Raw genomic sequence first — 20,070 nt, forward strand, 5'->3', positions numbered from 1 at the left:
AGGCAAGTATTAATAGGTAACGGGTAATAGCAACACTAATTACCAATTACCAATTAATCAACTTACTACTGTGTAGGCTGTTGTGTGGGTTGCGGGGTGTCTTGCAGCGTTCCTAGACTTGCTTGAATGCGGGGTAATTCTAAGAATTTTTTCGTATCAGACAGTAGGCGTTCACCCCAAAGGTTTTGCTTGAGGAAATCCAAATCAGCATAACGTTGATCTATACGGAGTGCTGCTTCCCCCATTGCTAATCCTTGTTGACTGTCACCCTTGGTATACAACGCTACAGCTAAAGCCAATAAAGGTTCGGCGGCTTGCTTATCAATAGCTACTGCCTGTTGCCATTGTTTAATTGCACCTTGAACATCGCCTTGTTCGTATTTGATTAAGCCAATGTTGTTAATTGCTGGCCAGAATTTTTTATCTTGAGAGACAGCTTGATTAAATTGAGCGATCGCATCGGGCAAGCGACCTAACATATAGTAAGCATTACCCAAATCAAATAAACCCTCTGAGTCATTAGGTTTTAACTGCAACCCGTTTTGGTAATGGGTAGCAGATGCTTGATAATTTTGTTTCTGAAAATTAGCTGAACCCAAAGCAAAGAGAATATCAGCATTTTTGGGATTAAGCGTTTGGGCTTTTTGTAAAGCTGCGATCGCAGTATCATACTCTTTCATTTGCAAATGCAAACCACCCAAGAGTAACCATACCTTATCATTTTCAGGAGCCAATTGAGTAGCCAGCCGCGCACGTGGCAAAGCCAAATCAATTTGCTGAAACTGTGCTAATTGAGCCGCTTCTTGAGCCAAGCTCAACCCCTGCTTCTCCAACTTGGCTGTATCAAGTTGCAGTGTATGAGGTATCAATGCCTGTGCGTGGACAGTTTTGGGAATATTCCACAAACTACAGACAACCAGAAGAGAAATCAAACCAAGGTGTTTTGGCACACTACCGCCTCTAAACCACAAATCAAAGAATCTTTCAGATAGCTTAGACGATCTCCGCTCCAGAAAAAAGGTAAATTTTACCGAAACCGTTCTGAGTGCTGAGTGCTGAGTTTAGTCTCATAACTTACAACTAGTTCTTCAGAAATTTTTTGGTGACTTTGGTCATACATAAGTTTACAGTTACTAGTGACTTTGGTCATGCTTGAGATATGGGGTAATTGTTCGATAATTGCTTACATAGATTTATACGAAGAGGCTGCATAACATTAAAATAATTCGTAAGAGCGGCGATCGCAGATGATGCCAACTTAATTACAAAAAAAGGGAACAGGGAAGAGGGAACTCTTAACAGGGAATAGAAAGTGTCTTATTTCCTAAAGCTTGAGTTCTGAGTTTAAAGCTCAGTCAGAAAAGAAAATTTGTTGAAAACGTAGCCCGAACAACAAAACGTCCAAGTTTTCAATCTCACTCTCTTAAGGGTGGGTTTCACTGTTCCCTCTTCCCTCTGAATGTGCTGTAGGGGTTTTAGACATTTTAAATGGGCAGATTATTGTTACGCCTTTTTGTACTAGATCCGCATCCGTTGTATATACACAAATTTTATATGGCAATTGATACATCAAATCCTGTAGATTCATCTTTATCGGTTCCAAAAGTAAACAAAAAAAAAGGCAGAAATCATTGGCTGCCTTGGCTAATCGTCCTTGGGCTAATAGGTGGAATTGGCTACGTAGTTTATCTTCAGTTCATGGTTCTTCCCAGTCAACAAGCACAACGTCGTGTTGTCACCCGGCCAGTAGAAAGACAGAGCTTATCAATCACAGTTGCTGCCAATGGAACCGTTAAGCCTGAGAGATCAATCAACCTCAGCCCTAAAAATTCAGGCATCCTCAAACAACTGCTCGTCAAAGAAGGCGATATAGTCCAACAAGGACAGATTGTAGCTTACATGGATGATTCCAACCTGCAAGGGCAACTCACCTCTGCCAGAGGGCAAATAGCTCAAGCTGAGGCGAATCTACAAAAGTTGATTGCAGGTAATCGTCCCCAAGATATTGCTCAATCACAGGCACAACTGGACGAGGCTTTGGCAAATTTGCGAAAAATAGAAGCAGGTAATCGTTCCCAAGATATTGGCCAAGCAGAGGCACGCTTAAAAAGCGCTCAAGCTAATTTCAGTAAAGCAGAAGATGATTTCCGCCGAAATCAACAACTTTTCAATTCAGGAGGAATTTCCCTCCAAACCGTTAACCAAAAACTAGCAGATCGTGATAGTGCCCAGGCTCAGGTGAATGAAGCCCAGCAAGCACTAGCATTACAAAAAGCAGGTTCACGTCCAGAAGATATTCAACAAGCACGGGCTGTAGTTCAACAGAGACAGCAATCTTTATCACTCCTCAAAGCAGGGACGCGCCGAGAAGACATTGACCAAGCACAAGCACAGATGATGTCTGCTCGTGGCTCCCTACAAAACGTTCAAGCCCAAATTAATGACACCATAATTCGCGCTCCCTTTGACGGTGTAGTGACGAAAAAGTACGCTGATCCTGGCGCTTTCGTTACTCCCACAACTGCCAGTAGTGCAGTATCTTCTGCTACCTCTTCTTCTATCTTGTCTCTAGCTTCCACAAATGAAGTTGTATCCAATTTAGCCGAAACTAATATTTCTAAAATCCGTCTTGGTCAAGAAGTCACAATCAAGGCAGATGCCTACCCAGGAAAAACCTTTATAGGTAAAGTCAGTCAAATTGCAGCCCAAGCCATAGTTGAGCAAAATGTTACCAGTTTTGAAGTCAGAGTAGCACTCTCAGATCCTGAAAGGCTACTGCGTTCGGGTATGAATGTGGCAGCTGACTTTCAAGTTGGTAAATTGGAAAATGTCCTAGTAGTGCCAACAGCTTCAGTAGTGCGCCGAGAACGTACCACAGGTGTGTATGTAGCGGGCGCGGATGGCAAACCTGTTTTCACGCGTATTGAGACTGGCGTGACTGTGAATAATTTTACTGAAGTTAAGTCTGGATTGACAGGAGACGAGAGGGTACTGCTCAGTTTTCCACCAGGATCACGCCCCCAATCAACACCACGAGGAGGCGTTTTCCCTGGTTTAGGAGGAGGAGGTGGCGGTGGTGGCCGTGGAGGAGGAGGTCGTCGCGGTGGTTCTTAGTAGTTAGCAGTTAATCTCTAAAAACCCCACTCCTGCTGGATAGTTTTTCAACTCATCACTCGATACTCACTACTCAATACTCGGTACTCAATACTTGGTACTCGGTACTCGATTATGGCTAAAGCTTATTACGCGAATAAAGCTAAGAACACCCGCACAGTGCCATTATTAGAAATATTTTTAATGGCGGTAGAGACACTGTGGAGTAATAAATTACGCACAGGTCTAACGATGCTAGGGGTAATTATTGGCATTTCTTCAGTTATTGCTATTACTTCTATCGGTCAGGGGGTGCAAAAGGGTGTTGAGCAACAGATTCAAGCCTTGGGTACGGATGTGCTACAAATCTTGGCTGGTGCGGCCAGAAGCGGTAATATTCGCCAAGGAGTAGGTTCTAGTAGCACCTTGACGTGGGAAGATGCGAAAGCGATCGCTACCCAAGCACCATCAGCCCAACTGGTATCTGCTTATCTACAGCGGAATATACAAGTTGTTTATGAGGGACAGAATACCTCAACAACAGTTATAGGTACGGATTTAAACTACCCAGAAGTCAGAAATACCCGCCCTCAGCAAGGGAGATATTTTACCCAAGAAGAACTAGATAATGCTTCACAGCTTGCCATTATTGGTCCTACAGTCCAAAGAACACTGTTTACTCAAAGTAATAATGTCATCGGTGAAAGAATTCGGATTCAAGGAGAGGCTTATGAAGTGATTGGCGTGATGGAGCCTAAAGGTTCTCAAGGTCCAACAGACCGAGATGACCAAATTTTCATTCCTCTGACTAGTATGTCAAAAAGACTAGTTGGGAACAATGCTTTAGTCGGCGTTTCTGTCAATGGAATTTTAGTCAAATCTGCTAATCAAGAACAGTTAGAAGCTGCACAATTTCAAGTTACCAATCTCTTACGCCTGCGTCATAATATCTATCCACCTCAACCTGATGATTTTCGACTCACCAACCAAGCAGATATTGTTAACACATTCACCGGTGTTGTGGGTTTATTTACAGTGATGATAGTAGCAATTGCTGGAATTTCTTTGGTTGTTGGCGGAATTGGTATTGCCAATATTATGTTAGTTTCTGTTGTGGAACGAACGCGAGAAATTGGCATTAGAAAAGCTGTAGGTGCAACTAATTCAGCCATCCTCAATCAATTCTTAGCCGAAGCAATCGTGATTTCTATTGCTGGTGGAACTATTGGCATTGTAGGTGGAATTGTGATTGCTTTTGCAGCAGCAACTAGTTTTAAATTTCCCTTTATAATTTCTTTTTTATCAATCATTGTCGGATTTGGACTCTCACTGAGCGTTGGCTTAGTTGCTGGAGTAATTCCCGCAAGAAACGCCGCCAAATTAGATCCCATTAATGCCCTAAGAAGCGATTAAATAAAGATTCGGCGTTGCTAAGTGAAAATATTTATTTCACGCAGAGACGCAGAGGCTCAGAGAGGAATATTTTGAGAGATATAATTTTTAATTACTACTATTATGACAACAATGATTTGGCTGGAATCCATTACCAAAACCTACCATTTAGGAGAAGTCGATGTTCCCATACTTAAAGGAATTGAACTCTCAATTGAAGAAGGAGAATATGTATCGATTATGGGTGCATCCGGTTCGGGTAAATCTACCCTGATGAATATTTTAGGATGTTTAGATCGTCCGACGGGAGGAAACTATATTTTTGAAGGTAGAAATCTAACTACTTTTGATGATGATGAATTGGCTTATATTCGCAATCAAAGAATAGGTTTTGTTTTCCAACAATTTAACCTTTTGGCACGTTCAACAGCTTTAGAAAACGTGATGTTACCGATGGTTTACGCCAATTTACCCAAGCAAAAACGCCGCCAAAGGGCTTTGGCTGCCCTAGAAAAGGTGGGATTGGGCGATCGCATTGCTAACCGTCCTAGTCAACTCTCAGGGGGTCAACAACAACGAGTTGCGATCGCACGGGCTTTGGTTAACAAACCTGCTTTAGTTCTAGCAGATGAACCCACAGGAGCTTTAGATACTGAGACTTCCTACGAAGTGATGAATTTGCTCACAGAACTTAATCAGCAAGGCATCACAATTGTGATTGTTACTCACGAACCAGATATCGCTGCTCAAACGCAAAGAATCATCCGAGTTCAAGATGGTTTAATAGTTAATTAATATTGGAATAATATTTATGTAAAATAGACAAATTTCTCTTGATTTTCTCTGTGTCATCTGCGCCTCTGCGGTTCGTTTTCAAAAATAGCTGTTATTACTAAGTGTGAAAATTATGTTATTTAAAATGCATTCTACCTGGATTGGAATATTTATCGCTCTCATCCCAAATTTTGCAATTGCAGAAACGCTCCCCATCCCTAACTCCAATCCCAATCCTTTATTATTTCCTACCCGTCCAGAGGAAGTTAAAATTCAGGAAAATGTACCAATTACTTTAATACAAGCTTTAGAATTAGCACAACGCAATAATCAAGAACTACAGGTAGTGAAATTAGAATTAGAACGCAGTCGTTCTGCATTAAAGGAAGCTCAATCTGCTTTATTTCCTAGCCTTGGTGTTAATGGAAGTGTAACTAACAATGGTGATGGTTTTCTGAATAATTCATCTTCACCTAGTACTTCTTTCAATAGTCAAGCACAACTAAGTTATAACCTTTATACCTCTGGCAATCGGGAAGCTAGTATTCGAGCGGCTGAGGAACAATTAAGAATAGATGAATTAGATGTGGAAAACCGATTATTAGAAATTCGGTTAAATGTGTCAACTGAATACTATGATTTACAACAAGCAGATGAACAAGTCAGAATTAATCAGTCATCTGTGGAAAATTCCCAGGCTAGTTTGCGAGATGCTCAAGCTCGACAACAGGCTGGAGTGGGAACAAGATTTGATGTTTTGCAAACTCAAGTTAATTTAGCAAATTCTCTCCAAAATCTCACTAATTCTATTTCACAACAACAAATTGCTCGTCGTCGATTAGCAACTCGATTAAGTTTGCCACAGTCAATTAATATCAGTGCAGCAGATCCTGTAGAATTAGCTGGTCTTTGGCAGCAACCATTAGAAGAAACCATTATTCAAGCTTTTCAAAACCGTCCAGAATTACAACAAGTTTTGGCACAACGCAATATTAGTGAGCAACAAAGACGACAAGCACTTTCACAACTAGGGCCACAAATTAGTTTAAATGCCAGCTACAGTTTACTAGATCGTTATAACGACAGTGTTAGCGTTAGTGATGGCTATTCGTTGGGACTGCAAGCAAGTCTAAATTTGTTTGATGGGGGTGCCGCAAGAGCGCGTGCGGCTCAATCAAAAGCTAATATTGCGATCGCAGAAACTCAATTTTCTAGCCAGCGCAACCAAATTCGCTTTGATGTTGAACAATACTATTTGCAGTTACAGTCCAATTTGGATAATGTGCAAACTTCTAGCGTGGCTATAAATCAAGCCAAGGAAGCTTTAAGTATAGCTAGACTCAGGTTTCAAGCTGGTGTCGGTACTCAAACTGAGGTAATTTCTGCTGAAAATGACCTCACAATAGCTGAAGGTAATCGAGTCACTGCTATTTTGAACTACAACCGCGCTTTAGCTAATTTACAAAGATCCAGTAATCAGAAATGAGTATTGAGTACCGAGTAGTGAGTACCGAGTAGTGAGTAGTGAGTTTATCTCGTTCCCAGTCTCTGACTGGGAATGCTATCAAAGAGGCTCTGACTCTTCTCTCTACAAAGAAGATAGAGCCTTATAGAATTCATTACCATACAGAGTATGGGTACGAGAAATAAGTGCTGAGTAAATCTTCTTCTTGACATTACAATCAATAACGATTAAATTAATAAGTGACTACACACTTATTTATGGCACGCACACCAAAAATCACTAATGAACAAATTTTAGATGCAGCCCGTGAAATCTTTCTCGAACAAGGGTTTGGTGCTTCAACCTTGGAAATTGCTCAAAAAGCCGGAATTTCCGAAGCGTCTATTTTCAAGCGATTCTCAACCAAAGAAAAACTATTTTTTGCGTCAATGGGAATACCTGAAAGACCTCCTTGGGTGCAAGAACTTGATTCTTTATCTGGAAAAGGAAATCTCAAACAAAACCTCATTCATTTGTGTCTACAAACTTTAGAATTTCATCGTCAAGTGATGCCACGATTGATGATGTTGAAAGCTTGTGGTAATCTACTTCCAGAAACGGCAAGTATGATCAAGTCGAAACCTATTCGCGAGATCAAAGTATTTACTAACTTCCTAGCGCAAGAAATAGAACAAGGAAGGCTTCGCCCTAGTGATCCTCATACTATTGCTATGATATTGCTAGGATCACTAATGAACTTTGTTTTCTTAGAACAAATGCACCCTGGAGAAGTTATAAAAACAGATGAAAAAATATTCGTTGAAAATCTCGTGGATATTGTCTGGCAAGGAATTGCTCCCATTCAAGATTAATTGCATAATTTAAGTAAAACTTTTTTTTAGAAAATTAATAAGTGATTACTTACATTTTATTTTTACTTACTAGGAGCATATCTGAAAAATTCTACCTAACATTGTCCTGTCAGTAGAAAAAATACTTAAGTATGACAGCGTTTACAATCTCGGAATATTGATAACTATGCTAAGACAATTTACGGTTTATGTAAAAAAGTATCCACTAACATGGTACTACATCATTTCAGTTCTAATTGTAATTCTGATTATTCCAGTTTTTTTATTAACTGGTGCTGATGTTGCCGTAGACCAAGCACTCCAAAAAACTGGTATTCAATTTAATACTGATTTAGTAAAGGTATGGACTGGCAGTATGCCTTGAGAATTTGGGGAATTTGTATATTAGTTTTTATTTTGATGAATCTGGCTTCTGCTGGATTAAATAAATGGCTACTTCCTGAAAAAGATTTTATCTGGGATATCAACTTTTTATCTATTAATTTTTGGAGCGGCTTGATTATTGCCATGTTTCTAGATGCTGGAGGTTTATTTGAAGAAAATGGCTGGCGAGGGTTTGCTCTACCTTTATTACAAAAACGCTTTCTACCTCTACAAGCTTCGATAATACTAGGATTTTTATGGTCTATGTGGCATATACCCGTGAAAATAAATTTATTATTCGATTATGGAATAATAAATTTTTTATCTATGTTTTTCATTCTTACCTGCAAATTTATCTTGATTTCCATAATCATGACTTATTTTTTTAATCAGGTTGGGCAGACTACCATAATAGCTATTGTCATGCACGGTTTATCAAATGATTCAGTTAGACTGGGAGGTAAAGTTTTATCAGAAAGTTTTATTGCTCAACAAGTCACTGAAATAAATTTAGTGCTGCCCATGATTGTAGTAAGTATCTTTTTAATTCAAAAAACTCAAGGTAAACTAGGTCTGATTCCATTAAATTTTAGCTGACCAGCAAAAGTCACCAAATCATGTGATGACTCTATATTTAAATGCTAGTATCAAATAGAAACGACAAATCAACAATGTAGTGATTTGATTGATGCTTTTCATCAACAGTATTCTTTAGTATTTAGTTCAAAAAATTCACAACTTTCAATTTTAGTAATTACCGCAAAATCATATGACAACTCACATAGAAATTCCGCTAATTGGCAAAAAAATCAAGTACCCATTGCGCTGGTTAATGGGGTTGATGGCATCTGGTATTTTGATAGTTGGTACAACCACAGCCTTAAAAGTAGCGAATCAAGCAAATAGTAAACAAGACATTACTAAACTCACTGTTCCAGTTGCAGCAAAAAGTGTCACAGTGCGGATTACCGCTAGTGGGAAAGTGCAACCAGTACAAAGCGTGAATATTAGTCCCAAAAATCCGGGAATTATCACCGATTTAGATATTGAACAGGGAGAAACAGTCCAGAAAGGGCAAATTATTGCTCGTATGGATAACTCCGAAATTAAAATGCGAATTATCCAATTTCAAGCGAACTTAGATCAAGCCAAAGCACAATTAGCGGAGAGTCAAGCGGGGAGTCGTCCCGAAGAAATTGCCCAAGCTAAAGCCCGTGTAGCCCAAGCTGAGGCTCAGTTAGCTATCATTCGTGCGGGGAATCGTTCTCAGGAAATTGATCAAGCTAGAGCCGCTGTAGACTCAGCTAAAGCGCAGGTAGAATTAACCCAAGCTAGGGTAAGACGTTATCAGGGGTTAGCAAAAGAAGGAGCAATTGCTCAAGATTCTCTAGAACAATATATTAGTGAAGATAAAAGAGCAAAAGCCAGTTTAGAAGAAGCTCAACGGCGATTATCACTGCAAAAAGCTGGGAATCGCAACGAAGATATCAAAAGTCAAGAAGCCGTAGTTATTCAAGAACGGGAAGCATTACGAAAGTTAGAAAATGGTAGTCGAATCGAAGAAATTGCTCGACTTAAAGCCTCTGTAGCATCGGCTGTAGCTCAGTTAAATCAGCAGCAAGTGCAGTTGGAAGATACCATTATTCGCGCTCCTTTTGCGGGAATAGTAACTCAAAAATACGCGAATATAGGGGCTTTTGTGACACCAACAACTTCGGCTTCTACGAGTACATCAGCAACTTCTAGTTCAATTGTGGCTTTAGCGACAGGTTTAGAAGTTTTAGCTCAAGTTCCCGAAGCTGATATTGGTAGAATTAAGCAAGGACAGCAGGTAGAAATTATCGCTGATGCTTATCCAGATCAAGTATTTAAAGGACGTGTACGTCTGATTGCTCCTGAAGCGGTAATAGAGCAAGGTGTGACATCGTTTCAGGTGCGGGTGGTGATTGATAGTGGTGCAGATAAACTGCGTTCTGGTTTAAATGTAGATGTGACGTTTTTGGGCGATCGCATTAACGATGCTATAACCTTACCCACAGTCGCAATTCTCACCGAAAATGGCAAAACTGGCGTACTCATACCAGATGCGAATAATAAACCTCTGTTTCGAGAAATCACAATTGGAGCGCAAATCAAAAACGAAACTCAAGTTTTAGAGGGACTAAAAAAGGGTGATTTGATATTTGTAAGTCCACCCAAAGAGTACAAAATTCAAAAAGCTAAAGAAGAGAAAAAATAATGAATTTTTTAGAACATATGCAAATGGCGGGTAAAACTTTGCTTGCTAACAAGTTACGTAGCGCCCTGACAATGTTGGGTATTATCATTGGTAATGGGTCAGTAATTGCCATGATTGGCATTGGAGAAGGGGGTCAAAAATTTGTAGATAATCAACTAAATTCCTTTGGTCCAAATGTCTTATTTGTAATTCCTGGTAATGAAGAAACTCAACGGGTTTCTAGAGATGTTACCAGGACTTTAGTTTTAGAAGATGCGAATGCGATCGCAACTCAAGTTCCTACAATAGCAGCAACTACAGCGGAATTGAATAGTAGACAGGTGGTTACTTATAAAAACAGAAACACGGATGTCAATATTATTGGTACAACTCCCAGCTTTTTGACAGTGCGTGATTTTGAAGTAGCCACAGGAAGGTTTTTCACCGACATAGATATGAAGCGCAGCAATCAAGTTGTGGTGCTAGGTGCAAAATTGAAAGAAAAACTTTTTGGTAATACTAATCCCGTTAGTCAGCAAATAAGAATCAAAAATGCCAGTTTTCAAGTAATTGGAGTGCTAACGGCTAAAGGTTCAAATTTGGGTATAAGTTACGATGATTCAGCATTAGTCCCGATTCTCACATCAGCAAATCGTTTAGTAGGAAAAACCTCTCCCTATGGATTAGAAGTAACCTATATTGTTGCTTCTGCAAAAGATGCCGATAGTGTAGATGCAGCAGAATTTCAAATTACCAATTTACTACGACAACGACATAAATTAGTGGGTGAAGATGATTTTACTATTAGCACACAAAAGAATGCTTTAGAAACAGTAGGTCAAATTTCCAGTGCGTTGACAACTATGCTGGCTGCGATCGCAGGTATTTCTTTATTTGTTGGCGGCATTGGTATTATGAATATTATGCTCGTTTCTGTCACCGAACGCACTCAAGAAATTGGCTTAAGAAAAGCAATTGGCGCTACCCAGCAAGACATTTTGCTTCAGTTTATTATTGAAGCAGTAATTGTTTCTGTAATTGGCGGTTTAGTAGGAACTACAGTTGGAGTTGGTTGCATAATATTAGTATCAGCAATAACTCCTTTAGAAGCGAGTATTTCCATCGTTTCAATTACAATGGCTGTTGGTATATCTGGTGGAATTGGTTTATTTTTTGGCGTAGTTCCTGCCCGCCGTGCGGCTCAACTTGACCCAATTGTGGCATTAAGAAGCGCGTAAATAATTCAAAAATAATGATATTGATATCGCAATTTTTGACAAAGTCAATACTTTATTGTACAATATTGTTGTACAACTTTCTAAAAAAATAATGTTGAGCAAAGAAACTACTTACTCTCAAGCCAGATTGAATTTAGCAAGTATTTTAGATCAGGTGTGTGATCAGAGTGAAATTATGGTAATTAAGCGTCGTAATCATAAGAATGTCGCGTTAATTGCAGAGGATGAACTTTCAAGTTTATTAGAGTGTGTTTATTTATTAAGATCACCTGAAAATGCCAAACGTTTATTTCGTGCTTTAGAATGGTCTGAAACAGCAACGGAAACTCCTCAAACATTGTCTGAATTAAAAGAGGAGTTAGGAATTGAATCGTAAGCAAAAAAAGCCAGATGAGAATGAGGTAAAACAACCATCTGGTTATATTCCTATTTTCAGTCCCGATTTTAAAGCAGATTTAGCTTGGTGGTATAGTCACGATTCCAAAAAAGGCGATAAGATTTTGGATTTAGTAGCGGATATTCTTGATGGTAAACCATTTACAGGTTTAGGTAAACCAGAACCTCTTAAATATATTGCTGCTGATACTTGGTCACGACGCATTGATTTAGAACATCGTTTAGTTTATAAAGTCACAGAAAATAAAGTTTATTTTTTACAAGCTCGTTATCATTATGAATCAGCTTAAAATCAAAATAAATCCATAGCACTCTTTTTTTTGCTATATATAAACTCAAAAACAGCTAATTTATTTGATTACATGATTTTATGCAATTCATAGTTTGAAAATAAAGGATATAATTCTTGTGGCAAATACTCTTACTATTACCAATTCAAACATTCCCAATTTACCACCAAAATCGGGAATTATTTGTTTAGAGAACATCTTTAAAATTTATGGTAGTGGTGAAACCGAAGTAAAAGCACTAAATGATATCAACTTAGTTATAGAAGAAGGCGAATATTGTGCGATTATGGGACCTTCTGGGTCTGGTAAATCTACAGCTATGAATATAATCGGCTGTTTAGATCGTCCTAGTTCGGGAAATTATTATTTAGATAATCTGAATGTAGCCCAAATCGGTGATACAGAATTAGCGCATATTCGCAATAAAAAGCTAGGATTTGTATTTCAACAATTCCATTTATTAAACCAATTGACAGCAATGGAAAATGTGATGCTGCCAATGGTGTATGCTGGTGTTAAGCCTGGGGAAAGAAAAGAACGGGCGATTGAAGCATTGATAAAAGTAGGTTTAGAAAAACGCCTCAATAATAAACCTACCCAATTATCAGGGGGACAACAACAAAGAGTAGCGATCGCTCGCGCCATTGTCAACCGTCCCGTTGTTCTCCTTGCTGACGAACCCACCGGCGCACTTGATTCCCGCACAACCCAAGAAGTTTTAGATATTTTTGGTGAATTAAATAGCAGTGGGATTACAGTTGTCATGGTGACTCACGAAACTGAAGTTGCACGTCAAACTAAACGCATTGTTTGGTTTCGTGATGGTGAAGTGCTACATTCTCACCTTACACCAAGTGAGTTACATCAGCTTGTAGTTTCTTGATTCAGAATATCGACAGTCAAATCTAAGGATTAGAATAAAAGCGGGATAAATATCAAAGCTATTAAAAAACCACCATGCTGCAAATTACCGACAAAACCATCATCCCTCTCAGCGAAATCAGTATTAGTGCAATCCGTTCTCAAGGCGCAGGTGGTCAAAATGTCAATAAAGTTGCTACAGCCATTCATCTGCGCTTTGATATTAATGCCTCTTCCCTATCACCGCTTTACAAAGAACGTCTGCTCAATTTAGGAGATCAACGTATTACCAAAGAAGGGACAATAGTTATCAAAGCCCAGCAGCATCGTACTCAAGAACAGAATAAAGAAGACGCGCTCGAACGTCTCCAAACCTTAATCAAAAGCGTCACTGTCATTTCCCCAAAACGCAAGCCTACAAAACCCACGCGCAGCGCTAAAAATAAACGCATTGACAGCAAAACCAAACGCGGCGAAATTAAAGCCCTACGAGGAAAAATTACAGAATGAGCGGCGCAACTAATACATTTCAGGTGAAGTGATATACCTCACTTCACCCCAGCAGAGTTAAATCAAATTTAAATCAACTTACAACTTGTTAATTCCCAACTCAAAATTCATAATTTTGAATTTTGAATTATTAATTATAAACTCGATGTTTTTCCTGTTTCTGCCTGCGTTGGAATCGGTTTGACATCGCTATAACCCATCTCACCAGCAATTGTCCGCAAAATAGAAATTTGACCTTCAAAATCTATTTCTTCAATTTGAGCAAGTAAATCATTAATTGCCTCAGTTGACTCATAATTATCTGGCATTCCCACCACTGTATCACCCATTGCTTCTGCCCAAACATACCAAATGAACAACTGGTTATTTTCTTTTAATGCCCCATAAGCACGAGAATAAGCTGTATCCTTACAGTCAACTATATCCCGCATAATTTCTAGTTGTTCTTCATCCGATAATTGCAAATAGTCTCCTACCAACATAGGAGCTAATTCTGGTTCTGCGGCTGAGGGAGCAGCTGGAGTAATGGTATCACCCATTTTTTCATAAACGAAATATAACCAAGCTAATTTGGCATCAGTATCTAAACCATTAAACTCTTCCACTACATTTCGAGTTGTCTGGCTCTGAGCTTGAGCAACATTTTTATTGTAACTAGTGGTCATAATTCATCCCTCGAATAATTTAACAGTTAAGACTTACAGGATTATCAAATTTTTATAATTATGGTCTACCTCCAAGAGAAAGATGTTTGTTAATTAAATAACTGATCTCTGATCTACCTTGTAATAGAGGGTAATATCTCTCTTGTGGAACAAGAGTTGAGTAAATTATTTTGATAAACTTGCCCCAGCAAAGTAAAAATGAATTAAGGTTTTAGTTATGTCTGATAAAGTGCAGCCTAATCCCAATGAAGCTACCACCCATGATGCACAATTAGCTGCCGAACAAATAGTTAGTGGGCAAGAAAAAGCACCAAAAGTAGATTTTGAAGCTGATTATGCTGCTGCACAGCAATTCAGTGTCAGTGAAATTGACCGTACAGAAGAAGGAAAAACTGCTGCTGAAGCTGCCACTGCACCTAAATATGAAATCCCTGAACCAGAAAAGACAACTTAATTGCCAGACTTTTACTACTCATAGCCTATAAGCAATTCCCAACTATTGAGTTTTCCTACATCTTGGGGTGAATAATCAATAACTTGTAATTGCCAAAGTCCTTTAGCAGGAAGGGAAAGTAATTGTTTAAGAACGGGATGCGATCGCACTGTATAAGTATTTTGTAACTGAGTCCGTCTACCTAAACTCCGACTCTGTAATAAAACTTGTTGATGATTGGGAGCAATCAAATAAACTTCCAAATCTCCTAAAAACTCGTGAGTGATATTAACCGTCACCTGAATATCTGCAATAGTTACAGCCTCATTCAGAGCGATGCCTTCGGCGAGTATAGCGATCGCACTTTTCACCCCTCGTTTCTCATAGTCAGGAATAGTAATTTGGGCTTTATTCTCACCCCGTACTTTCTTGCTAACACTGGATACCACTGTCTGCAACTGCTGCGCTGCACGTACAGCCTTAGCAGCATTTACCTTACCATAGCCAAACCAAATGCAATGACCGTTACTATCATAACTACCCCCACGCAAACCCAATTGCGGATCTGGTTCAGTATCAACAATTTTATCCGTAGTTTCTTGCAAAATGCGGTTCACTTGTTGAGCCGTCAAATTAGAATTAGCTGACAAAATCAACGCTGCTACCCCAGCAACCACAGGAGTTGCACTAGAAGTACCACCAAAGTTGTTGGTAAAATTACCAGAGTCATAACCCGCAGCACCCACTTGATCCGTCGTAAAAATTCCCAAACCAGAAATAGAAGTTGTGATAGTTGGTTGTGTGTAAACAAAACCCATTTCCTGAAACCACATTCCCGGTGGTGCATTATTACTAGGCGCACACACAGAAATATTCGCGCCCCAATTACTATATGCAGCTTTTTTATTCAAACTCGTAGAAGCCGACACAGCAATCACATCTGGATGAATAGCAAAACCACTTAACCAAGCCGTTTTACCTTGTAGAATATTCTTCGGCCAATTTTGCTCATTTACACTACCGTCAATTGGACGATTAGCATTGCCCGCAGCAAACACAATCACACATCCCTTACCATTACGCCCCATTGTTGCAGCGCGGGTAATAGCTACCTTTTGGCGCAAAGATAGAGGGAAATAAACAGCAGACGCTCCCCAACTACAAGAAATTACACTAGCTCCCTGATCAATTGCCCAATTAAATATATCTTCAATAGCTTGATCATCTAAAAATCCTGTCGTGCGAATCGGCATTAATGCACAACCAGGAGCAACCCCGACAATTCCCGCACCATTTTCTTCAGCCACAGCTATCCCCGCGCAAGCAGTACCATGACTAGTCTCTTTTTCCCCAGGTAAAGGTAAAAAATCATTTTCCTTCAAATCTCTCGGAGCAACAACTTTACCCATACCTTGAAAATCTGGGTGATTCAAATCAAAAGAATCATCCACCACAGCTACCACCACAGAACGCACACCGCGAGTTATATCCCAAGCTTGTTCCACAGCAATATGAGAACCCATTCCCAACTGATTACCACCATTATGATTGAGATACCATTGCTGGGAATAAAGGGAATCACTAGGTTTATAATGTGGTTCCTGTTGGATAAAAATATTTGGTTCAGCAGCTAAAACTTCTGGAAGTTTTTGTAACTGATTGGTAATTTTGAGAGGGTTTTCTGTGGCTTGTTTGCTGACAAGAAATACAAAGGTATTCGGTATACCCAAAACTGTTTGATCTTCGACTAAGCTAAATGTGGTAGCAATAACATTAATTTTGGCAGCGTCTACCCAAGTAGCAAATTGAATAGTGATTTGGTCACTCAGATAAACGTAAGTTCCAGGATTATCTTTAAATTTGTATACATGACTGGCAAAAGCCACATTTTCGTCAGCCCTTGCTTGAGACATCCCCATCTCTAACTGGCCAGATTCAACAGTGAATAGTTCCAGGTTGGCATTGGGGATACTACGCTGCCAAACACCCCAAGCAACCTGAGATAATTGCTCACGAGAAAAGTCAGCATTTGGACGAATGGTGAAGCTATACAGAGCTTTTTCTAGAATTAACTCTTCTCCACCGCGTTGTAAAGTCACTTCCAGGTTGCTGGCAGGTAAATCTGTAGGTTGAGAATCAAAGGAATCGCTCATAGGGAATATTTTTGGTATATGAGTAGGGGATAGGGAACTCTATTCAACAAGTTTCCCGTCTAAACCAGAGAAACTTATTGTGCGGTTTTACTGTATCTGAGGCACAAACAGAGTTAAGATACCCGAAGTTTCCATACATTTTCTATAGACTTGTTGCACTAATTGACCCCATGAACCTTGCTGCTGCTTCCTTAATTCGGTTCACTTCCCTCTCTCTCATTACCTTTATGAGCCTGCTATCACCTGTTCATGCTCAGGTAATACAGCAACCCGCCAATAATCTTCAAGCACAACCTCTTGATCCTAACGATCCTAATACCCTGCGTCCCACCAGTAAAAGCAACAGCATCTTGAGCATTGAAGGAGGACAGCGGCTTTTAAAAGAGTCAGACGAGGCCGTTTCTGCTCAAAAATATGACGTAGCTGCTAAGAAACTCCAGGAAGCACGTCAAGTTTTTAATCAACTATCTAATTTTTATCAGGATCTCAACTCTAGCTTTTCGGGAATTGATATCAGAGTATCCGATTCCCAGCGCAAAAAAGCCCTAGACACCGCCCAACTCAGAGATGATGCCACCTATCGCCTAGCACTAGTCCATCGGGCGCTAAATCAGCCAGAATTAGCCGTTCCTTTGTTAATTCAAATTATTAAAAGTCAAAATCCCACACGAGAATTAGGCAAGAAAGCCTATCAACAGTTATTGGAATTGGGTTTTGTCGATATAGCTTATCCTCGACAAGGCACTAAGTAATAGGTGACAGGTGACAGAACGCAGGGTGCAGGGTGCAGTAGATAGTTATTTCTTCCCATCTCCGCGTTACCACGTCACCCCATCTCCCCATTCCCCCATCTCCCCAAGGCATTTGCTCAATATCTGTTAATAATAGAGAAGTAAGTTTTTTCAGGAATGGCGATGATTACTCCGCAGCAAGTTGAGGCAATGATTAAGGCGGAACTGCCAGATGCCCAAGTTCAGGTACAGGACTTGACTGGTGGTGGTGATCACTATCAGGTGACAGTAGTTTCATCGCATTTTGCAGGTAAGGGACTGGTGCAACAACACCAGTTGGTTTATGGTGCGTTGCAGCAAGCTATGTCAACCGAAGCAATTCATGCCTTGGCTCTCAAAACATCTACTCCCCAAGCTTGACTAGCAAAACACTGATTTTAGCTGTGAGATTTTTTCTTCTCAATTCACAATCTAAAATTGTATTGACGCTTGACTTGTGAACCTCAACAACAAAGGAAACAAAAAACCATGACTCCAGAAGTTAAAGAGAAAATTGATAACTTGGTAAAAGAAAACAAGATTATGGTTTTCATGAAGGGAAACAAGTTGATGCCTCAATGTGGTTTCTCCAACAATGTAGTCCAGATTCTCAATACATTGGGAGTTCCTTTTGAGACAGTTGACGTTCTCTCCGATCAAGATATTCGTCAGGGAATTAAAGAATATTCTAACTGGCCCACAATTCCCCAAGTATATATCAATGGTGAATTCGTTGGTGGTTCTGATATTTTGATTACACTGTATCAAAGTGGTGAATTGCAGCAAAAAGTGGAAGTTGCTCTAGCTTCCTAATATTTTCCACCATATGACCGAATAATTCGTAATTCATAATAGTGCTTACAGTCCCGCTAGAGATACGTAATTCGTAATTCAAGGTTACAAAGCAACTAACTTTAGTTATGATGCAAAAATTTATTCCTTGGTTCAAGCCACTGGCTTTAGATATGAGGTGATAATTACGAATTACGAATTACGAATTATGCATTATAAATTACGAATTAATTTGACTCTGTTCTGTTTTTATAGCCCTTGAAAAATTGGCGCATACCCATTTTCAGGGGCTTTTTTGTGGATTTGGGTATGAAAAAATAAAATTCTTTTTCTCTAGCCACCATACCCCAGATGCAAAAATTGTGGAAAGCAACAAAAGGGCAGCGACAACGCGAAAGGTAATCTGTATACCTAAAACTAATGCCTCAACAGGTGCATTTGTGACATCCATAGTTGGTTGAAGATTAGTACTGTTAATGGTAAAAAAAGAAAACGCAGCCCCCACTAGTGGCACACCTGCTGTTTGCCCTAAAATTCGTGATAAAGATAATAAACCAGAAGCAATACCTAAGCGATCTTGTGGTGCGGCTCCCATAATCGCACTATTGTTGGGAGATTGAAACATTCCCACACCTAAACCATAGGGAATAATCCCGATAATATAGTTTGATAAAGTTAATTCAGTATTAAATGTGCTGACTACTAAGCAGCCCATTGCCATTAATACTAGTCCGATTAAACTAATTATCCGTGAGCCGTAGCGATCAGAAAGAATTCCCGCAATTGGTGCTGTCAACACAATTATAATTGGCGGTACTGCAAGTAATAAACCTGCCTGTTCAGTGGGATATTGCTTAACTAATTTCAAAAAGAAAGGCAGTATCAAGATCACACCTGCCATCACAAAATTACCCAAAAACCTCAGCACTAACCCTAGGCTGAAATCTAGAGATTGAAAAATGCTCAATTCTAGCATTGGCTCTGATAACCGTGCTTCTGCTACTAAAAAACAACCAAAACTAATTGCAGATAAAACTAGCAACTTCAAGGCTATATGAGAACCAAATCCTTCACTTTGTAAAAACGTGATGCCAAGAGTAAAACAAGTCAACGTTAGAGTCAGAATTAATGTGCCAATAACATCAAATTTCTGTTTAGTCCCGCTGACTGAAGAAGGTGGGACAAGATAAGCCACAATCAAACAGGCAATAATCCCAATCGGTACATTGATTAAAAAGATCAATGGCCAGTCACCCCAACTAATTAGCACTCCTCCCACTGTTGGCCCTAGCATAATTCCCAGTCCAAAAACTCCGGCTCTGATACCTAAGCCTAGTCCTCGTTCTTCTGGTGGAAATATTTCTACAATCATTGCTGTTCCCAGTCCAGAGATAAACGCAGCACCTAATCCCTGGAGGGCGCGAAAAGCTATCAAAAAGCCTACGTTGGGGGCTAGTCCGCACAGTAATGAACTAACGGTGAATACTATTAGTCCCATTATGTAAAGCTGCTTTTTGCTCCACATATCACCCAATTTAGCGGCACTAAGCACAAAAATAGCGATCGCTAACAGATAACTTAATACCACCCATTGAATAGTCGCAAAACTCGTGTGGAGTGATTCCACCATAATTGGCAAAGCCAAGTTGATTATGTAGACATCCAAAGCAAAAATAAACACACCAATACTAATACCTAGTATCGCCCACCATTTTCCAGACGATTTTGTTTTTTGGCTGAACTCCTGAGATTTATCTTCCTGGGGTTTTGAAATTACTACCATTTCCTCTTGTTAACCAAATTACC

Annotated in this window: 20 protein-coding genes and 1 pseudogene; 17 read left to right on the forward strand and 4 right to left on the reverse strand. The window is 39.6% G+C overall.

Annotation, left to right across the window (positions count from 1 at the left end):
• Positions 1–65: 65 nt before the first annotated feature.
• Positions 66–950 carry a tetratricopeptide repeat protein gene (locus H6G59_RS21065; RefSeq protein ID WP_190717965.1) on the reverse strand — a complete coding sequence of 295 codons (885 nt, stop codon included), beginning with the start codon at positions 948–950 and terminating at the stop codon, positions 66–68.
• A 604-nt stretch (positions 951–1,554) separates the two neighbouring features.
• Here H6G59_RS21065 and H6G59_RS21070 point away from each other — a divergent pair.
• From H6G59_RS21070 to arfB, 13 genes are all read left to right on the forward strand, one after another.
• Positions 1,555–3,114, forward strand: coding sequence for an efflux RND transporter periplasmic adaptor subunit (locus tag H6G59_RS21070; protein WP_190717968.1), 1,560 nt, complete (start codon positions 1,555–1,557; stop codon positions 3,112–3,114).
• Positions 3,115–3,228: 114 nt separating this feature from the next.
• Positions 3,229–4,506, forward strand: a complete 1,278-nt coding sequence (locus H6G59_RS21075; RefSeq protein WP_190717971.1) for an ABC transporter permease — start codon at positions 3,229–3,231, stop codon at positions 4,504–4,506.
• Between the two features lie 102 nt (positions 4,507–4,608).
• Positions 4,609–5,280 (forward strand): ABC transporter ATP-binding protein, encoded by a 672-nt coding sequence (locus H6G59_RS21080; protein ID WP_015214796.1) that lies wholly within the window; start codon positions 4,609–4,611, stop codon positions 5,278–5,280.
• Positions 5,281–5,392: 112 nt separating this feature from the next.
• Positions 5,393–6,745: a TolC family protein gene (locus H6G59_RS21085; RefSeq protein ID WP_190717974.1), complete on the forward strand. Its 1,353-nt coding sequence runs from the start codon at positions 5,393–5,395 to the stop codon at positions 6,743–6,745.
• A 236-nt stretch (positions 6,746–6,981) separates the two neighbouring features.
• A complete protein-coding gene (locus tag H6G59_RS21090; RefSeq protein ID WP_190718082.1) occupies positions 6,982–7,575 on the forward strand; it encodes a TetR/AcrR family transcriptional regulator in 594 nt (197 codons plus the stop codon).
• 166 nt (positions 7,576–7,741) lie between these two features.
• Entirely contained in the window at positions 7,742–7,939 is a 198-nt protein-coding gene (locus H6G59_RS27455; RefSeq protein WP_242038940.1) for a hypothetical protein, read from the forward strand.
• Positions 7,918–8,535: a CPBP family intramembrane glutamic endopeptidase gene (locus tag H6G59_RS21095; RefSeq protein ID WP_242038941.1), complete on the forward strand. Its 618-nt coding sequence runs from the start codon at positions 7,918–7,920 to the stop codon at positions 8,533–8,535. The genes H6G59_RS27455 and H6G59_RS21095 overlap by 22 nt, the downstream gene beginning before the upstream one ends.
• Before the next feature lie 172 nt (positions 8,536–8,707).
• A complete protein-coding gene (locus H6G59_RS21100) occupies positions 8,708–10,177 on the forward strand; it encodes an efflux RND transporter periplasmic adaptor subunit (RefSeq protein ID WP_190717977.1) in 1,470 nt (489 codons plus the stop codon).
• Positions 10,177–11,394, forward strand: coding sequence for an ABC transporter permease (locus H6G59_RS21105; RefSeq protein ID WP_190717980.1), 1,218 nt, complete (start codon positions 10,177–10,179; stop codon positions 11,392–11,394). The genes H6G59_RS21100 and H6G59_RS21105 overlap by 1 nt, the downstream gene beginning before the upstream one ends.
• Before the next feature lie 91 nt (positions 11,395–11,485).
• On the forward strand, positions 11,486–11,770 hold the full coding sequence (locus H6G59_RS21110) for a type II toxin-antitoxin system Phd/YefM family antitoxin (RefSeq protein ID WP_190717983.1): 285 nt from the start codon (positions 11,486–11,488) through the stop codon (positions 11,768–11,770).
• Positions 11,760–12,080: a Txe/YoeB family addiction module toxin gene (locus H6G59_RS21115; RefSeq protein ID WP_190717986.1), complete on the forward strand. Its 321-nt coding sequence runs from the start codon at positions 11,760–11,762 to the stop codon at positions 12,078–12,080. Before H6G59_RS21110 ends, H6G59_RS21115 begins: the two co-directional genes overlap by 11 nt.
• 118 nt (positions 12,081–12,198) lie before the next feature.
• Complete coding sequence (locus H6G59_RS21120) at positions 12,199–12,963, forward strand: ABC transporter ATP-binding protein (protein ID WP_339327991.1); 765 nt, start codon at positions 12,199–12,201, stop codon at positions 12,961–12,963.
• A gap of 74 nt (positions 12,964–13,037) precedes the next feature.
• Positions 13,038–13,451, forward strand: coding sequence for an alternative ribosome rescue aminoacyl-tRNA hydrolase ArfB (gene arfB / locus H6G59_RS21125; RefSeq protein WP_190717989.1), 414 nt, complete (start codon positions 13,038–13,040; stop codon positions 13,449–13,451).
• Between the two features lie 134 nt (positions 13,452–13,585).
• Here the strand turns inward: arfB and H6G59_RS21130 are convergent, their stop codons facing one another.
• Entirely contained in the window at positions 13,586–14,116 is a 531-nt protein-coding gene (locus H6G59_RS21130) for an orange carotenoid protein N-terminal domain-containing protein (RefSeq protein ID WP_190717992.1), read from the reverse strand.
• Positions 14,117–14,333: 217 nt separating this feature from the next.
• On the opposite strand from H6G59_RS21130, the pseudogene H6G59_RS21135 reads away from it, so the two are divergent.
• Positions 14,334–14,564 (forward strand): annotated as a pseudogene (locus tag H6G59_RS21135) (hypothetical protein); the annotation flags it as partial.
• 20 nt (positions 14,565–14,584) lie between these two features.
• Here H6G59_RS21135 and H6G59_RS21140 read toward each other — a convergent pair.
• The gene (locus tag H6G59_RS21140) at positions 14,585–16,702 is read right to left on the reverse strand and encodes a S8 family serine peptidase (protein WP_190717995.1); all 2,118 of its coding nucleotides are present in this window, start codon (positions 16,700–16,702) and stop codon (positions 14,585–14,587) included.
• A 170-nt stretch (positions 16,703–16,872) separates the two neighbouring features.
• On the opposite strand from H6G59_RS21140, the gene H6G59_RS21145 reads away from it, so the two are divergent.
• The 3 genes from H6G59_RS21145 to grxD all read left to right on the forward strand — a co-directional run bounded on the left by H6G59_RS21145 (position 16,873) and on the right by grxD (position 18,285).
• On the forward strand, positions 16,873–17,454 hold the full coding sequence (locus H6G59_RS21145; protein ID WP_190717998.1) for a hypothetical protein: 582 nt from the start codon (positions 16,873–16,875) through the stop codon (positions 17,452–17,454).
• Between the two features lie 162 nt (positions 17,455–17,616).
• Complete coding sequence (locus H6G59_RS21150) at positions 17,617–17,853, forward strand: BolA family protein (RefSeq protein WP_190718001.1); 237 nt, start codon at positions 17,617–17,619, stop codon at positions 17,851–17,853.
• A gap of 108 nt (positions 17,854–17,961) precedes the next feature.
• A complete protein-coding gene (gene grxD / locus H6G59_RS21155; protein WP_190718004.1) occupies positions 17,962–18,285 on the forward strand; it encodes a Grx4 family monothiol glutaredoxin in 324 nt (107 codons plus the stop codon).
• A 262-nt stretch (positions 18,286–18,547) separates the two neighbouring features.
• On the opposite strand, the gene H6G59_RS21160 is transcribed toward grxD, so the two are convergent.
• Complete coding sequence (locus tag H6G59_RS21160) at positions 18,548–20,047, reverse strand: MFS transporter (RefSeq protein WP_190718007.1); 1,500 nt, start codon at positions 20,045–20,047, stop codon at positions 18,548–18,550.
• Between the last annotated feature and the right edge of the window lie 23 nt (positions 20,048–20,070).

The sequence above is a fragment of the Anabaena lutea FACHB-196 genome, assembly GCF_014698305.1.
Taxonomy (GTDB): Bacteria; Cyanobacteriota; Cyanobacteriia; order Cyanobacteriales; family Nostocaceae; genus Anabaena; species Anabaena lutea.

Bases quoted from the DNA above. Each gene is read 5' to 3' on its own strand.
- H6G59_RS21070 (WP_190717968.1), top strand. From the start codon at position 1,555: ATGGCAATTGATACATCAAATCCTGTAGATTCATCTTTATCGGTTCCA.
- H6G59_RS21075 (WP_190717971.1), top strand. From the start codon at position 3,229: ATGGCTAAAGCTTATTACGCGAATAAAGCTAAGAACACCCGCACAGTG.
- H6G59_RS21080 (WP_015214796.1), top strand. From the start codon at position 4,609: ATGACAACAATGATTTGGCTGGAATCCATTACCAAAACCTACCATTTA.
- H6G59_RS21085 (WP_190717974.1), top strand. From the start codon at position 5,393: ATGTTATTTAAAATGCATTCTACCTGGATTGGAATATTTATCGCTCTC.
- H6G59_RS21090 (WP_190718082.1), top strand. From the start codon at position 6,982: ATGGCACGCACACCAAAAATCACTAATGAACAAATTTTAGATGCAGCC.
- H6G59_RS27455 (WP_242038940.1), top strand. From the start codon at position 7,742: ATGCTAAGACAATTTACGGTTTATGTAAAAAAGTATCCACTAACATGG.
- H6G59_RS21095 (WP_242038941.1), top strand. From the start codon at position 7,918: ATGGACTGGCAGTATGCCTTGAGAATTTGGGGAATTTGTATATTAGTT.
- H6G59_RS21100 (WP_190717977.1), top strand. From the start codon at position 8,708: ATGACAACTCACATAGAAATTCCGCTAATTGGCAAAAAAATCAAGTAC.
- H6G59_RS21105 (WP_190717980.1), top strand. From the start codon at position 10,177: ATGAATTTTTTAGAACATATGCAAATGGCGGGTAAAACTTTGCTTGCT.
- H6G59_RS21110 (WP_190717983.1), top strand. From the start codon at position 11,486: ATGTTGAGCAAAGAAACTACTTACTCTCAAGCCAGATTGAATTTAGCA.
- arfB (WP_190717989.1), top strand. From the start codon at position 13,038: ATGCTGCAAATTACCGACAAAACCATCATCCCTCTCAGCGAAATCAGT.
- H6G59_RS21130 (WP_190717992.1), bottom strand. From the start codon at position 14,116: ATGACCACTAGTTACAATAAAAATGTTGCTCAAGCTCAGAGCCAGACA.
- H6G59_RS21140 (WP_190717995.1), bottom strand. From the start codon at position 16,702: ATGAGCGATTCCTTTGATTCTCAACCTACAGATTTACCTGCCAGCAAC.
- H6G59_RS21145 (WP_190717998.1), top strand. From the start codon at position 16,873: ATGAACCTTGCTGCTGCTTCCTTAATTCGGTTCACTTCCCTCTCTCTC.
- H6G59_RS21150 (WP_190718001.1), top strand. From the start codon at position 17,617: ATGATTACTCCGCAGCAAGTTGAGGCAATGATTAAGGCGGAACTGCCA.
- grxD (WP_190718004.1), top strand. From the start codon at position 17,962: ATGACTCCAGAAGTTAAAGAGAAAATTGATAACTTGGTAAAAGAAAAC.
- H6G59_RS21160 (WP_190718007.1), bottom strand. From the start codon at position 20,047: ATGGTAGTAATTTCAAAACCCCAGGAAGATAAATCTCAGGAGTTCAGC.